Below are 14,450 nucleotides of genomic sequence, written 5' to 3'. Positions count from 1 at the left end.
CGGCGCTGCGGTCGGTGGCTACGTGCGCACGACGTCCGGGGCGCGCGCCGCGCCGTCGGGCGCCGACGGCGCAGCACCCGCGGTCGCGGCCGTCCCTGCTGTCGTGGTGGTGCCTGCGGTGGTGGTCCTGGCCCGGGTCCCCCGTGGACCGCGGGCGTGCCGCTCGAGGACGGCCGCGAACGCGTCGACCGCGGCGTCCTCCGTGAGCCTCGCGTCGCGGTAGCGGCGACCCGCCGCTCCCAGACGGTCGCGTCGACCCGGGTCGGCGGCGAGCGCCCGCACGGCGTCGAGGAGCGCCTGCGGGTCCTGCGGGTCCACGCGGACGCCGCCCCCGGACGCGCGCAGCTCGGCCGTCGTCGTCGAACGCTCGGACGACGCCGCGAGCACGGGGCGGGCCGCGTCGAAGTAGGACGTGAGCTTGCTCGGCACGGACATCTCGGCGAGCCCCGCGAGCTCGTTGACGAGCAGCACGTCGGAGGCCCCGAGCGCGGCACGGAACTCCGCGTCGGGCAGGGAGTCGACGAACTGCAGGCAGCGCACCCCGCTCCCGGCCGCCTCGAGCACTGCTCGACGGCTCCCGTCGCCCAGGAGCACGAACCGCACCCGCGCGTCCTGAGCGTCGGCCAGGCGCGCCGCCTCGACGACGTTCTCGAGCCCCTGCTTCACCCCCTGGTTGCCCGCGTGCAGCACGACCGTCTCGTCGTCGCGCCACCCCTGGGCGGCGCGTACCGCCGCGCGGTCCGGGAGCGCCGCTTCGTGCGCGAGGTGCGTCCAGTTGCGCACGACGCGCAGCCCCGCGGGGTCGACGCCGAGGGACTCGCCCAGATGGCGCGCGAAGCGCTCGTGGATCGCCACCACGGCGTCGGCCCGGCGCGCGACGAAGCGCTCGACGGCGCTCACGACGTGGGCCGCGCGGCCCGAGGCCGCCCCGGTCTCCTCGACACCGAGCGAGTAGAGGTCCTGGGTCCAGAGCACGACGCCCGGCGCGCCGGGTCGCGCGGTCCCGCGTGCACGCCCGGCGCGGAGCCGGAGCATCGCGACGGCCGCCGCGAAGAGCGACGGCGAGACGAGCAGCACGACGTCGGCGTCGGGCCAGCGCGTCGTCGCGGACCGCACCCCGAAGCTCAGCTCGGCGAGGAGGCGGCGCACGGAGCTGGGCGACCGGGGCACGTAGTGGCGCAGACGAAGAACCTCGACGCCGTCGACCCGTTCACGCCGTGACCACCCGCGATAGCCCTCGCGGACGCGCCACTCCGGGTAGTGCGGATAGGTCGTGAGAACGCTCACCCGCGCGCCGCGCGCGGCCAGGGCGCGGCTCAGCGCCGTCGTGTAGGGCGCATTTCCGGTAGGTTCAGGGGCATAGTTGGCGCCGATCACCAGGACGCGCATTCCCGAGGTGCTCACGCACGTACGATAACGACGTTCGGGCCGATTCGCTGGGGGGGCAGATGACATCGCAGGAAATACGCCGAGAAATCCGCGTGGTCCCGCTCGCGGACGCACCGGGGGAAAAGGCTGCCTGGGGGCGCCCGAGCGCGCTCGTGTACCTGTGGGGTGCCGCCGAGCTGCTGTTCGTGTCGAACCCCTGGCAGGTCAGCTCGCGCCTGCGCGTCGCGGTGCTGCGCGCCTTCGGCGCCGACATCGGCGACGGGGTCGTCTTCCGACCGCGAACACGCGTCCGCTTCCCATGGAAACTTCATGTCGAGGCAAACTGCTGGGTAGGCGAAGGGGTGTGGATCCACAACCAGGACCACGTCTGGATCGGGCACGACGCCGTGCTCTCGCAGGACACGTTCCTCACCACGGGGAGCCACCGGCACCGCACCGACATGGGGCTCGTGACGGCCCCCGTGCACGTCGGCGCCGGGGCATGGGTCACCGCACGGTGCGTCGTCCTCGGCGGGACGCGGATCGGGCGCTCGGCGCTCGTCACACCCGGGTCGGTCGTCCGCGGCGACGTGCCCGACGGCCGCGTCTGGGACGGCCGGTCGCTCTCGGACCGGACGCGGTTCTGAGATGGCCGCCCGCCGTCTGCGCGTCCTGCACGTCGCCACGCTCCTCACGCCGGACGGCGCGTACGGGGGCCCCGTCCGCGTCGCGACGAACCAGGTCCGGGCGCTGCGCGCTCGGGGTCACGACGCGCTCCTCGTCGCGGCGGCGACGGGCTTCGACGAGCTCCCCACGATGTGGGACGGTGTGCCGGTCGTGACGTTTCCCGCCGTGCGAGCCGCTCCGGGTGCGGGGTTCGCAGGGCTCGCCGCACCGTCGATGGTGCGGTGGATCCGGACCCGCGGAGCTCGTGCCGACGTCGCCCACGTCCATCTCGCCCGCGACCTCGTCACCCTGCCGGCCGCGCTCGCCTGGGGTCGGTCGGGCAAGCCCTTCGTCACGCAGACGCACGGCATGCTCATGCCGTCCTCGCACCCGCTCGCGGCGCCCCTCGACGCGGTCCTCACGCGTCGCGTCGTGGCGCGCGCGTCGACGAGCTTCGCCCTCACCCCCGTCGAGGAGGCCGGCCTCCGCACGCTCTTCGGCCCGCGGGTCAACGTCCAGCGGCTCGTCAACGGCGTGCCGGCCGGCGGGACGAGCGGGCCGCCGTCGCACGAGCACCACCCCGAGGTGCTGTTCCTCGCCCGCCTGCACCCCCGCAAGCGGCCCCTCGCGTTCCTCGACGCCACCGCGCGTCTCGCGCCACGGTTCCCCGAGGCCCGGTTCCGGCTCGTCGGGCCGGACGAGGGCGAGGGCGCCGCGGTGCGCGACCGGATCGCGGCGCTCCCGGCGGGCGTCCGCGCGCGGGTCGCCTGGGAGGGCGCGCTACCGCCCGAACGGACGACGGACCGGCTCGCACGCGCGTCGCTCTACGTCCTTCCCTCCGTCGACGAGCCGTTCCCCATGAGCGCGCTCGAGGCGATGGCGTGCGGGGTGCCGGTCGTCGTGACGCGCACGTGCGGGCTCGCGGCAGCGGTCGAGCGCGCCGGGGCGGGCGTGGTCGTGGGCGAGGACGTCGACGACCTCGCTGCGGCGGTGGCACGGTTCCTCGGCGACCCCCGTCAGGTCCGGGACGCGGGCCGCCGCGCGCGAGAGCTCGTCCGGAGGGACTACTCGATGGACGCGGTCGCGGACGCGCTGGAACGCGCCTACGCGCGCTGAGCCGCGGCGCCCCGGGCGGCTCGGGCTGCACCGACGCCCGCCCCCGACGCGACCGCGGCGGCGACGAGCGCGGCCGGCACCCAGAGGTAGCGGTTGTACAGGCTCGGCGCCGTCGCGCTGAACGCGAGCGCCGTGACCCCCACCGCGTACACACGGGCCTGGAGCGCCGTGCGGGGCACGGATCGCACGGCGCGCACCGCCGCGACCACGAGGCATCCCAGCAGGCCCGCTGCGAACACGACCCCGCCCTGGTAGAGCGCCGCGACCGGCAGGCTGTGCACACCCAGCGTGTCGACGACGAGGGAGGACCGGGCGTCGAGGCCGGCCCCGCTGATCGGGTCCTCCAGGAAGCCCCGCCACCCGAGGACGATCGTGTCCCACCGGGACGCCGAGGTGTTCAGCGACGCGTCGCCGCCCGAGAGCCCGAGCACCTGCTGGACCCGTTCCGCCGGCCGCAGCGCACCCTGCGTCTCGCCGAGCACGCCGCCCGCGAACCAGAGCGCCGCCCCGGCGACGACGGCCGCGACGGCGACCCGCCCGACCGGGATGCCACGCAGGAGCAGAAGGGCGGCGCTGCCCAGGACGGCCGCCAGCATGCCGCTCACGCTGCCGCTGAGCACGAGCCCGACGATGCCCGAGAGGGCCACGCCCACGAGCACGAGCCGCTGGAGCCTGCCCAGCCCGCGGGTCAGCCCGGACAGGCCGATGACGACCGCGAGCGACGCGATGGCTCCGGTGTCGCTCACGTGGCCGGTGAACCCCGTGTAGCGGCCCGCGGTCGTGACGACCCCTCCGGGGATCGCGCCCGGGCCGACCACGAACTGCACGAGGGCCCCCAGCGAGCACAGGGCCGCGCCGACACCGAACGCGAGGAGCCCACGTCGCAGCCGTCGCTCGTCGTCGAGGAGGACCGCGAGCTGCCACGGGAGCGCCAGCGCGACGTAGAGCACGCGGACGAGGCTGACGAGGCTCTCGGTCGGCGCGGGCGAGCCCGCCGTCGCGAGACAGCCACCGACCACCAGCAGCACCGCGGCGGGCAGCGCCCAGGCGCCGTACGGGTGCCGCGTCCGCGGACGACCCACGGCCGCGAGGCACAGCGCAAGGCTCGTCAGGAGGACGACGTCTCCCGCCGTGATGCCGCCGCCCACCCGCAGCACCATGAGCGACACGAGGACGAGACCGCCGTACAGGAGCGCCCGCGCGAGCGCCAGCACGGGGTCGCGCGACCCGCCGCGCCCCTCGTGGACGGCTGCGACGCCGCGGGGAGGTCTCGCCGACCCGCCGGTGCGCCGGCGCGCTGGGCGACCGGCGACCCGTCCCGCTCGCGGGACGGCGCCTGCCGGCTCCTCGGTCACCGCAGGATGGTCATGCACTCGTCATCACCTGCTCATCTCTCTCCACCGCCGCCTGGGTCACCCGCCAGTCCGCCGACGACGCCGGCCCGGCGGGCCGCGACGGGGCGTCGGGTGCGCGACGGACCGCCCCGTCCCGACCTCGAGCCGCGCAGGTGCACGTGCCCGACGCCGGGGAGGAGACGCGTCCCCCGCGCCCACTCCGTCCCTGCGGAGAAAGTGCGCTGCGCAATGACCGGGTCCGCACCGCATTCCCGTGTCACGGGGCCGCCGCGCGATAGGTCCGCGCTGCCGCGGGAAGGAAGAAGACGACATAGCCGACCCCCCCGAGGACAAATCCCAGCGCGAGGCTCAGGAATGGCCCCCCGGCCAGATATCCGGCGACAAAACCGCACCAGGTCACCGCGACCATGCCGACCCGCGCGCGCGTCACGACGGACTGCGCCTTGAAGATCCTCATGACCACGAGGTGCGGTCCCGCGAGCCCCCCGCAGGCCGCGAAGCAACCGACCGCCGCGAGCGCGACGACGAGCTCCCCCCGCTCGATGCCGGACGGGTGGACCGCACCTGTCGCAGCGACGAGCACGAGCACCGCACCGAGCGTGGTCGCCCCGCCCGCGGACAGCAGGCCGAGGCGCCGCGCGCGCCGGACGAGCGCGTCGTCGTCGGGCCGGTCCGTCTCGCCGACCGCGTCCGAGAGCAGGTTCAGCGCGACGGCCGCGAAGAGCACGTTCACGGGACCGTAGAGCGTCTGGCTCAGCCGGAACGCGCCGACGCTCGCGCTCACGGAGAGCGCACCGAGCACGAGGAGCGGCACCGTCGTGGCGAGCTGGGCGACGAGGAACTCCCACGCCTGGGAGCGAGCACGCGTCCCGTACACCGAGTACCGCGAGAAGCGGGGCACGCGGCGTGCCGCCAGCGCGAGCGGGACCGCCGCGACCGCGTAGCCCGCGCACCACACCGCGTAGAAGGCCACGAGCGGGTGCGCCGTGCCGGCGACGAGGAGGACGGCGGGCACGAGCAGGAGACGGATCCCGTCCGAGAGAGCGACGGCCCCGTTGCGTCCCTGGCCGATGCAGCGGAACCGCAGCCAGTCCTGGACGACCGGCGCGACGCTGAGGACCCCCAGCAGCGTCGCCCCGCCCGCGCCGAGCACGGTCACGGCGAGGTCCGCGACCGCGACGAGGATGGCGACCGTCCCCGCGGCGACGGCGACATAGCGGACCGGGACCACGGCGTGAGGGTCGGTCCTGCGCTCGATGAGCGCCGGCTGGAAGAGCCCGCTCCGCACCAGGCCGGTCCCGACGTTCAGCACGAGGAGGGCCAGGCTGAAGCTCGCGAACTCGCCCGGCTCCATGTGCCAGGCACCCAGGAGCACGACGGCCGCCCCCGCCGCACTGGCCGCGGCCTGAGAGAGGACGAGCGGCCGGGTCAGCGCCGCCGCCGGGACCGCGAGGGACCGCCGCAGCACGTCAGGAGGCGTCATGCGTCGAGCCTCACGACCCGGCTCCCCGCGAGCAGCGCGCCCACCCGGGGCGCCAGCGGGGCACCCCGCCTCCAGTACACGACCCCGATGCCCGAGTTGAGGATGGTCCGGCGCCAGCGCCAGGGCATGACGAACCGCCCGAGGCGGGCCGCGGAGTCGGATCGGCGGTCCGTGACGCTGAACCGCAGGTGCGTGGCCACGGGGTCCAGCCCGGCTCGGGCCGCCTCGTGCCACTGCCGCTCGTCGATGACGAGAACGAAGTCGGCCGCGCGGTCGGAGTCCGCGACGGCCCGCCCCGGTACGGCCAGCACGGCCGTCGCCTCCGGTCGTCCGCGCGTCATCGCTCGATCCCCCATCGGCGGCGCCAGGAGTCGACGGCGTCCCGCGGGACGTCGATGCGGACCACCTCGCCCGAGCGCAGGTCCTCCTGGTAGCGCCGGGCCGCATGGCGCGAGGGCGCCCGCAGGCCGACCGACCGCGCGATCTCCCGCGCACGGTTGTCGATCGACAGCACGAGGGTGGGCACGCCCCGCTGCATCGCCCGGATGCCGCCGTGGAGCCGGAGCCCTACGTACGCCGTCCCCGGTGCGTCGAGCGCGGCGTCGAAGTCCTCGAGGCGCGGGCCGAGCATCGTGCCCGTGCCGGCCCGGATCCCGTCGACGTACTCGCGGTCGCCGGGGCCCTGCGGCCAGAAGAGCACCTCGTCGAAGCGCTCGGCGAGCGCCTGCACGAGCCTCCGGTCGGCCAGCGGGTCCTGGCTGTAGTCGGTGAACGTCACCACGACGCGCCGCTCGTCAGACGGGAGCGTCTGCTTCTCCACGCCCCACAGCGTCGGGCAGCTCGTGTGCACCGCGGGAACCCGCGCGCGCCGCAGCCTTGCGAGCGAGTACTCGTCGCGCACGGCCCACGGCACGTCACCGGCCAGCGACCGCAGCCACGCCGCCGAGACCGGGTCGATCCCCGCGCGCTGGTACTGCCACCAGCCGACACCGAGGAACGTCAGCCTCCCCCGGCACAGGTCGACGTCGTCGACGGGCCAGTGCCACGCGCGACGGAAACGCATGTGGTCGGAGAGCAGGTTCGTGCCGCACACGACCACCGACCGGGCGTCGCGCAGTGCTGCCCGATGGGTCGCGTCGAGCCGACCGTGCATCGGCACGAGCTCGACGTCGGTGCCACGGTCGCGCAGGGGCGCGACGAGCTCCGCATCGACGGCCTCCGAGATGATCCGGTCGCCGACGTTCGTCGACGCCGCTCCCGGGTCCACCACGACGATCATCGGACCGCTCCTTCCTCGATGCTGCTCAGCCAGCCGCGGTACTCCGCACCCACCCGCTCCCAGGTCGCGGAGCCCTCCGTCCACTCCCGGGCGCGACGGCCGAGATCGCGGTTCCCGTCGACCTCCTCGAGCGGCCCCAGCAGACCGGAGGGGCGGGCGAAATCGGCGACGACGGCCGCGCCCGCGGACCGCAACGGCTCCGCCGCGTGGATCGTCGACGAGACGGCGGTCGGGACCCCGGCCGCGAGCATCTCGAGCATCGTGATGCTGCACGACTCCCAGCGCGAGGGGTGCAGGTAGGCGCGGCAGCCCGTGACGAGCAGCCACTTCTCCTCCCCGCGCGCGTTGCCGCGCAGCTCGACGGTCCCGTCGAGTCCGAGCTCGTGGACCAGCCGGGCGGTCCGCTCGCGTCCACCCCGGAAGTCGGGTCCCGCGAGCACGAGGCGTGGGCGCGGCGCCGGGAGCTCGGCCCAGCGGCGCAGGAGGTTGTCGATCCCCTTGTGGTCGGGGTCGTACCGGCCCATCCAGAGGAAGTAGTCGCCCGTCCCGACCCAGCGAGGGACCTCCTCGGGCGCGGGTGCGCCGTTGGGCAGCACGAGCGCCGGCGCGGTCCGGCCGCGCGCGACGTCGTCCACGAGGCGTCGCTCGGACGGGTAGAACACGTGCAGCCAGTCGACACGGCGCACGACGGACGCCTCGGCGGCCCGCCGGGTGCCGGCCACGTCACGCAGGCGCGACGTGATGCCCGGCTCGTACACGCCGTGAGGCATGAGCACCACGACCGCGCCGCGTGACCGGGCGCTCCGCGCCGCGACGACGTTGCTCACGACCCAGCCCTCGTGCAGGTAGACGACGTCGCCCGGCCGCACGTCGCGGGCCAGGCCCGTCGGTACCCAGCTCGTGCGTCCCCGCCCGAGGTGCGAGACGGTGCGCACGCTCCCGCGCAGGTCCTCCGGCACCTCGCGCGGTGCCGGGACGCTCGCGCACAGCACCACCGCCTCGTACCCCGCGCGACGCGCCTGGCGCACCCAGTTCTCGACGGAGTCGGTCACGCCGGAAGGATGGGCCAGGAACCGCGCGTAGTAGTGGACGACCCTCATGCCGCCTCCTTCACGACCGCGTGCACCGACCGCACGATCCGCTCGGCAGCCGCCTCCGTCGACGGCACCTCGCCCGCGGTCCCCGCCGGACGGTCCGTCGCGGCGAGGCGCAGCCACGCGTCGGCGAGGTCGGACGGCGTCCCCGGCACGGTGAAGAGGTCGGACCCCTCGGTGAGGTACTCGATCTCCGGAGCGTGCCGGCCGGCGTCGCTGGTCAGGACGGGCAACCCGAGCGCGAGGGCGTCGACCGCGACGAGCCCGACCCGCCCCGGGTTGAGCAGCAGCCGCGACACGGCGGCGGCGCGCGCGGTCCCCCGCGCGTCGACCTGACCCAGCACCACGACGCGGCCGGTCTCGGAGGCCAGGTCCTCGAAGACCCGCCGGGCGGGTCCGTCGCCTGCGACGAGGAGCCAGGCGTCCGGGTCCCGACCGAGGACCTCGCGCGCGGTCCCGACGACGAGGTCCGGCAGCTTGTGCTCGTTGAGCGCCCCCAGCAGGAGCGCGGCGCGTCCGTCCCCCGGCAGCCCGACGGCGTCGCGGTAGGCGGCCAGGTCCCGATCGTCGAGGGCGGCCCGCTCGCGCCGCAGCGTCCGCGTGTCGGTGCTGTTGCCGAACGACGTGACGCGGTCCGCCGGGACGCGTGCCGTCTCGAGGACGTGGCGGCGTCCTGCCTCGGTGTACGTCAGGACGTGCCGCGCGCGGCGGTTCAGCCAGGCCTCCCAGCGCCCCGCGAGCGTCACCTCGTCGGCGGTGTAGGAGGCGCCGTGGCCCCACGTCACGTAGGGTCGCCCGCGCAGCGCGGCTGCCAGCGCGTCGAGGTTGCCCGCCTGCATCTCCGTGACGAGCACCGCGTCGCGCCACCCCGCGGGGACCGCGCGACGGACCAGGTGACGCCCGCCGGGACCCACGCGCACCACGCGTACCGGAACCTCCGTGGCCCAGGGCGCCTCGACCATGTCGCCTCGGCCCCGGCGTCGCCGCATCTGCTCGGGATCGCCCCCGTAGAAGACGTGCGCGTCGACACCGTGCTCGCCGAGCCCCTCCACGACCAGGCCGAGCAGTCGTTCCCGGTAGGCCGGGACGTAGGGCTGGGTGATCGCGACCCTCGGTCTAGTACGCACCGTCACGCCCCACCACCGCTCGCAGCGTCCGCAGGAGGATCAGGAGGTCCCCCGTCACGGTCCAGTTCTCGACGTAGTACAGGTCCAGCCGCACGCTCTCCTCGAGCGTGAGGTTGTTGCGGCCCGATACCTGCCACAGCCCGGTGAGCCCCGGCTTGACGAGCAGCCGCCGTCCGATCTCGTCGTCGTACTGGTCGACCTCGAGCGAGACCTGCGGACGGGGTCCGACGAGGCTCATCGAGCCGCCGAGCACGTTGAAGAGCTGCGGGAGCTCGTCGATCGAGTAGCGGCGGATGAACGCACCGACCCGGGTGACCCGGGGATCCTGCTTGGGCTTGTAGAACACACCCACGTTGCCCGCGCCGAGGACGTCCTCGAGCCGCGACTCCGCGTCGACGACCATCGACCGGAACTTGAGGACGGTGAACGGCTCGCCGCGCAGCCCGACGCGCTCCTGCGCGAACAGGACCGGACCGCGGCTCGTGAGCCGCACCGCGAGCGCCGTCGCGAGGAGCGGGACGGAGAAGAGCACGAGGAGTCCGAGCGCACCGAGCACGTCGAACGCGCGCTTGAGCACGTGCTGCGGGCCCGAGTACCCCGGCGCCTCGACGTGCAGGAGCGGCAGCCCCGCCACGGGCCGGGTCCGGATGCGTGGTCCCGCGACGTCGGTCAGCGCGGGCGCGAGGACGAGGTCCGCACCCCACGGCTCGAGGTCCCACGCGAGCCGCTTGACGGTCCGTGGCGTCACGAGGTCCGACCCGGTGACCATCACCGTGTCGGCCCGAAGCGGCTCGACGAGGCGCGCGGTGTCCCCCACCTCGCCGACCACCGGCACGCCCGCCACCGTCTCGTGCGGCTCGACGGCGCCCCCCGGGACGCACGCACCCACGACCTGGTAGCCGCTGTCCGCCGCCTCGCGCAGCCTCTCCACGAGGTGGGCGGCTCCGTCGCGACCGCCGACGACGAGCGTCCGCGACCGGCAACGGCCGCGCCGGCGCAGGCGGACCAGCCGCCGCCGCACCGCCCACCGCCCCACCAGGAGGAGGACGAGGCCGACGGGCAGCGCGATGGCGACGTACCCCCGCGCCAGGTCGTACCGGACGAGGTAGGCCGCGATCGCCACCACGCCGAACACCGCGACGGTGGTGTTCACGACGCGCCCGTACTCGGGCGCTCCGGAGCCCAGGCTCCGGCTGTCGCGCGAGAACGCCGCCCGCAGCGCGCACCACCAGACCACGAGCAGACCGACCGAGATGGCGACGTACTGGGCGTCCAGCACGGTCCCGTCGATCCCGTCGAACCGCACGAGGTACGCCGTCGTGATCGCGGCGCCCACCGCGAGCGCGTCGACGGCGGCGACGCGGCGCGCGAGCCGCGGCTTCCAGCCCGGGCGCCGGTAGGCGCCGAGGGCGATCCGGACGAGCTGTCCGGTGTCGAAGGACGGCGTGGTGACCTGCCGTCCCGTCCGTTCGAGGTCGACGGCGTCGACCTCGTGATCCTTCTCCAGCGTCATGGTGCCCCCTGCGACGTCCGTGGACGCAGCCCCGACGGGTCCGCCGACGCGCGACCGCCCCGAGGGGCCTGCCGGACGCCGCCGTCGCCGACGGTCTGCCGAGCTCTCCGCCGCGGGTCCGGACGTCGTCGTCACGGCGGCGGCCGGTCGCCGGGCGACCGGTGTGCCTGCGATGCACCCGTCGTCGAAGGACGGGTGCCCGGATCAGGCCTTGGTCCCCGCCGAGCGGCGACGGCTGCGCGCGACCAGCACGGCCGTCGCGCCACCCGCGACGAGCAGGACGGCGCCGCCGAGGAGCAGCACGTCGTCGGACCCGGTCTCGGCGAGCCCGCCCGAGGTCCCGTCGCCGGAACCGTCGGCCGAGTCGGCCCCCGAGCCCGTGCCGTCGGCTCCCTCGGAGGCGGGGACGGAGACGATCTGCTGGCTCGACAGCACGGTCCCGTTCGCGTCGGTCGCCACCAGGGAGAAGGTCCCGGGCTCGGAGAGCGTCACGGCGAACGACGCGAAGCCGTCGACCGTGTCCTTGGTCAACGCCTTCGTCCCGGCGATCGAGATGGCGCCGTCCGGGACGTCGGGCGACGAGATCGTCAGCGTGATCGTCGGGTTCCCGGCCGGTCCGCCTACCGTGACGGTGAACGTCTCGCCGACCGCGGGCGTCGTGGTGGAGACGCCGACCTCGTACTCGTCCGCCTCGTAGGCGGACGCGACGGCCGGTGCCGCGGCGAGCGCCGCGGCGAGGAGCAGCGTGGTCGCTGCGCGTCGAAGCTTCATGTCAAAGGCCCCCTGCCTTCGTCGTCGGACGCGGGGGCCTCCGGTCGACCGACGTCATCGACACCGGTCGTCGCACGTGCCCCCGCCGTGCTCCCTCAGGAGAACACACCCGTGCCGCACCCGACAGCCGGGATGGCCGTCGTCTCATTCCTGGCACCAGGAGTTTTCCTCACGGAAACAGTGCCGCGCTGGTTCCTGCCGCTGACGACCTCGTACTCGTACGTGGCCGACTCCCCCGGCGCGAGCGCGACCGACCGTGCTCCGACGACGAGCCCGTCGTGCACCTGGGCGAAGAGCCCGGGCTCGCCCTCGCCCGTGGACGCCCCGCGGATCCCCCCACCCTGCGGTGCGTAGACGAGCAGGTTGGTCCGGATCGTGCCGTCCCCTCCGGCCCCGAGGACGTACTCGGGCAGCCCTGCCGCCTCGGCGCGCGTGAGCGTGGAGGCGAGCGTCACGTGCAGCGTGAAGGCCTGCGAGCCGTCGGGGCGGCACGTCACGTCGCCGACCGCCACGGTGGAGTCGAGGTAGTAGCCGGTCTTGGACGCGGTCGTCGCGTTGAGGTAGACCCCGACGACGGGAGACGTCGGGCCGCCCGCCGGGTCGGCGCGCCGGCCCACGAGCTCGCCGGAGAGGACCGTGCCGGTCAGGAGGTCCTGCTCCGCGGCCCGGGTGGACCACACGAGCAGACGACCGTCCCGGGCCGACCGGGCGAGCGCGTCGACGAGTGCTCCGGCGTCCCCCGCCCCGGCCGTCAGCGAGCCAAGCACCTGGCGGGCGACCAGGGCCAGCACGGCGTCCTGCTCCGCCGGGTCCGCGTGGTCGACGTAGACGCCGTTGAGCAGGTAGGCGGCTGCGTCCTCCGTCGTGAGCCGGAGCGTCCCGCCGTCCGGCGTCCCGACCTCGACCGGCCCGACCCCGCCGAGCACCCCCGCGAGGGCCACCGGGTCGACGGCCACGACGCCGTCGACCTCCTCACCCGTCTGCCGAAGCCAGGCCTCGCGCGCCACGCGTGCGGCGCGCGGGAAGTCGGGGGTGGACGTGACGTTGACCATGTACCTGCCGAGGTCGTCGCCGAACAGCGCGGCCTCGGAGCCGCTCAGGTCGACCACGCTCTCCGGGAAGGCGCCGAGCGCGCTGCCCGGACGGACCTCGACGAGCTCGACGGCGCCCGAGTCCGCCCGGAGGTGGAGCACCGAACCGGCGATCCCGCCGGTCGCGCGCGGCTCGGCATTGTTCTGGACGAGCACGAGGTAGTCCCGCGCACCCTCGGCACCGAGCATCGGGGGGACGAGCTGGACCGCTCGTGCGGCGGTCGCCGTCTGGGAGGCGACGCTGCCGAGCTGCTCGCGCAGGTCGTCCACGGCGGCGGCCAACGGGTTCACGAGGGTCGTCGTGTCGATGCCCGCGACGGTCTCGTACGACGCCGCGACGGCGCGGTCGGCGGCGACGACGTCGTCGCGCGCAGCGCTGAGCGGCCCCAGGTCGACAGCCCCGGCCGTCGGAGCGAGGGCCGACGGGGACGCGACGGCGACGGCGTCGGCGAGGCGCGGTAGGGCGTCCTGAGCGACCCGGTCGACGGCTCCGGTCACCGCCCCGAGGGCTCGCGCGTCGTCACCGACGAACGGCAGGGCACGGGCGACCGTCCAGTGCGGGCCGTGCGTCACGGACGCCGCGACGCGTGCGGACCGTCGGACGTCGTCGATCGCCGCCCCGGCGTCCCGGCCGGTCCGCATCTGCTCCTGCAGAGCGGGCAGGGTCGAGGCCAGGTCCTCGAGCGCGGCACGCGCGCGCAGGACGTCCGTGACCAGCCAGGCGGACCACGCCAGCGCCACGACGAGGGCGATCCCGCCGGCCACGGCGACGCGCCTGCGCAGCCGCGGAGAGGGCGCTCGGCGGGACGGTCGCCGCGACACGGGACGACCTCGTTCCGGCTCCGGTCGCGCGGAGGGCGCGACCAGCGTCGCAGCCCCGGACCACCGTGGACCCCACCCGTCGTGCACCATGCCGCCCCCTGCGACTCGCCCCCGGTGCGACGGCTCCGGTGCGGGCCGCCGCTCGCGCTACATTACCCAGACCCACGGTCGCAAGGAGGTCTGAAGCGTGCTCTCCGTCCTCGTCGTCTGCACCGGGAACATCTGCCGCTCGCCCGCGGCACAGCTCGTGCTCGGTGCCGCGCTGGACGACTCCGTGGTCGTGACGAGCGCCGGGACGGGCGCCGTGGTCGGCGCACCTGTCGCGCCGAGCATGGCCCGTCTCCTGTCGGATCGTGGTCTCGACCCGTCGGGCTTCGTCGCCCGCGCGCTCACCGAGGACCTGGTGCGGACCGGGGACCTCGTCCTCCCGATGACGCGACGGCACCGGGCCGCGGTGCTCGAGCTCGCGCCGTCCGCGCTCCGGCGGTCCTTCCTCTTCACGGAGCTCGCGTCGATCGCGGAACGGCTGGGCCCCAGGACGCCCGGGACCGACGACGCCGCGCGGCTCGCCGACGTCGTCGTCGCAGCGCCCCGCGCGCGTGCGAGCCTCGACATGGAGCGCGACGCGCCGGACGTCGAGGACCCCTACGGGCGGTCGGACGACGTCTACCGCCGCGTGCTCGACCTCATCGGGGCCGACGCGCAGCGCCTCGTCACCGCCCTGCGAGGGTGACCGGTCCACCTCCCTGCCCCCTGCACAAGGAG

13 protein-coding genes are annotated in these 14,450 nt (G+C 75.1%); 3 read left to right on the top strand and 10 right to left on the bottom strand.

Annotated elements, in window-relative coordinates; genetic code table 11:
• Window positions 1-18: 18 nt before the first annotated feature.
• Window positions 19-1,404, bottom strand: a complete 1,386-nt coding sequence (locus JOE63_RS11500; RefSeq protein WP_244286143.1) for a glycosyltransferase — start codon at window positions 1,402-1,404, stop codon at window positions 19-21.
• Window positions 1,405-1,481: 77 nt separating this feature from the next.
• Between JOE63_RS11500 and JOE63_RS11495 the strand changes: the two genes are divergently transcribed.
• Window positions 1,482-2,015 carry an acetyltransferase gene (locus JOE63_RS11495; protein WP_307840044.1) on the top strand — a complete coding sequence of 178 codons (534 nt, stop codon included), beginning with the start codon at window positions 1,482-1,484 and terminating at the stop codon, window positions 2,013-2,015.
• A gap of 1 nt (window position 2,016) precedes the next feature.
• Window positions 2,017-3,150 carry a glycosyltransferase gene (locus JOE63_RS11490; RefSeq protein WP_239576693.1) on the top strand — a complete coding sequence of 378 codons (1,134 nt, stop codon included), beginning with the start codon at window positions 2,017-2,019 and terminating at the stop codon, window positions 3,148-3,150.
• Here JOE63_RS11490 and JOE63_RS11485 read toward each other — a convergent pair.
• The 9 genes from JOE63_RS11485 to JOE63_RS11445 all read right to left on the bottom strand — a co-directional run bounded on the left by JOE63_RS11485 (window position 3,138) and on the right by JOE63_RS11445 (window position 13,628).
• The gene (locus JOE63_RS11485) at window positions 3,138-4,505 is read right to left on the bottom strand and encodes a hypothetical protein (RefSeq protein WP_087471961.1); all 1,368 of its coding nucleotides are present in this window, start codon (window positions 4,503-4,505) and stop codon (window positions 3,138-3,140) included. The two genes, JOE63_RS11490 and JOE63_RS11485, sit on opposite strands and share 13 nt — an antisense overlap.
• Window positions 4,506-4,761: 256 nt before the next feature.
• Window positions 4,762-5,988: a hypothetical protein gene (locus JOE63_RS11480; RefSeq protein WP_157759627.1), complete on the bottom strand. Its 1,227-nt coding sequence runs from the start codon at window positions 5,986-5,988 to the stop codon at window positions 4,762-4,764.
• On the bottom strand, window positions 5,985-6,329 hold the full coding sequence (locus JOE63_RS11475) for a hypothetical protein (RefSeq protein ID WP_087471959.1): 345 nt from the start codon (window positions 6,327-6,329) through the stop codon (window positions 5,985-5,987). Before JOE63_RS11475 ends, JOE63_RS11480 begins: the two co-directional genes overlap by 4 nt.
• Window positions 6,326-7,267 carry a polysaccharide pyruvyl transferase family protein gene (locus JOE63_RS11470; protein WP_087471958.1) on the bottom strand — a complete coding sequence of 314 codons (942 nt, stop codon included), beginning with the start codon at window positions 7,265-7,267 and terminating at the stop codon, window positions 6,326-6,328. The genes JOE63_RS11475 and JOE63_RS11470 overlap by 4 nt, the downstream gene beginning before the upstream one ends.
• Window positions 7,264-8,367, bottom strand: a complete 1,104-nt coding sequence (locus JOE63_RS11465) for a glycosyltransferase family 4 protein (protein WP_204541468.1) — start codon at window positions 8,365-8,367, stop codon at window positions 7,264-7,266. Before JOE63_RS11465 ends, JOE63_RS11470 begins: the two co-directional genes overlap by 4 nt.
• On the bottom strand, window positions 8,364-9,488 hold the full coding sequence (locus JOE63_RS11460) for a glycosyltransferase family 4 protein (protein ID WP_167551062.1): 1,125 nt from the start codon (window positions 9,486-9,488) through the stop codon (window positions 8,364-8,366). The genes JOE63_RS11465 and JOE63_RS11460 overlap by 4 nt, the downstream gene beginning before the upstream one ends.
• Window positions 9,478-11,001 carry a sugar transferase gene (locus tag JOE63_RS11455; protein ID WP_204541465.1) on the bottom strand — a complete coding sequence of 508 codons (1,524 nt, stop codon included), beginning with the start codon at window positions 10,999-11,001 and terminating at the stop codon, window positions 9,478-9,480. The genes JOE63_RS11460 and JOE63_RS11455 overlap by 11 nt, the downstream gene beginning before the upstream one ends.
• A gap of 204 nt (window positions 11,002-11,205) precedes the next feature.
• Window positions 11,206-11,772: a hypothetical protein gene (locus JOE63_RS11450; RefSeq protein WP_087471954.1), complete on the bottom strand. Its 567-nt coding sequence runs from the start codon at window positions 11,770-11,772 to the stop codon at window positions 11,206-11,208.
• Between the two features lie 95 nt (window positions 11,773-11,867).
• The gene (locus JOE63_RS11445) at window positions 11,868-13,628 is read right to left on the bottom strand and encodes a DUF4012 domain-containing protein (protein WP_204541462.1); all 1,761 of its coding nucleotides are present in this window, start codon (window positions 13,626-13,628) and stop codon (window positions 11,868-11,870) included.
• A 244-nt stretch (window positions 13,629-13,872) separates the two neighbouring features.
• On the opposite strand from JOE63_RS11445, the gene JOE63_RS11440 reads away from it, so the two are divergent.
• Complete coding sequence (locus JOE63_RS11440) at window positions 13,873-14,418, top strand: arsenate reductase/protein-tyrosine-phosphatase family protein (RefSeq protein WP_087471952.1); 546 nt, start codon at window positions 13,873-13,875, stop codon at window positions 14,416-14,418.
• The last annotated feature ends 32 nt before the right edge of the window (window positions 14,419-14,450 follow it).

The sequence above is a fragment of the Cellulosimicrobium cellulans genome, assembly GCF_016907755.1.
GTDB classification, from domain to species: Bacteria; Actinomycetota; Actinomycetes; order Actinomycetales; family Cellulomonadaceae; genus Cellulosimicrobium; species Cellulosimicrobium cellulans_D.
This window is presented reverse-complemented; position numbering and strand designations above follow the sequence as displayed.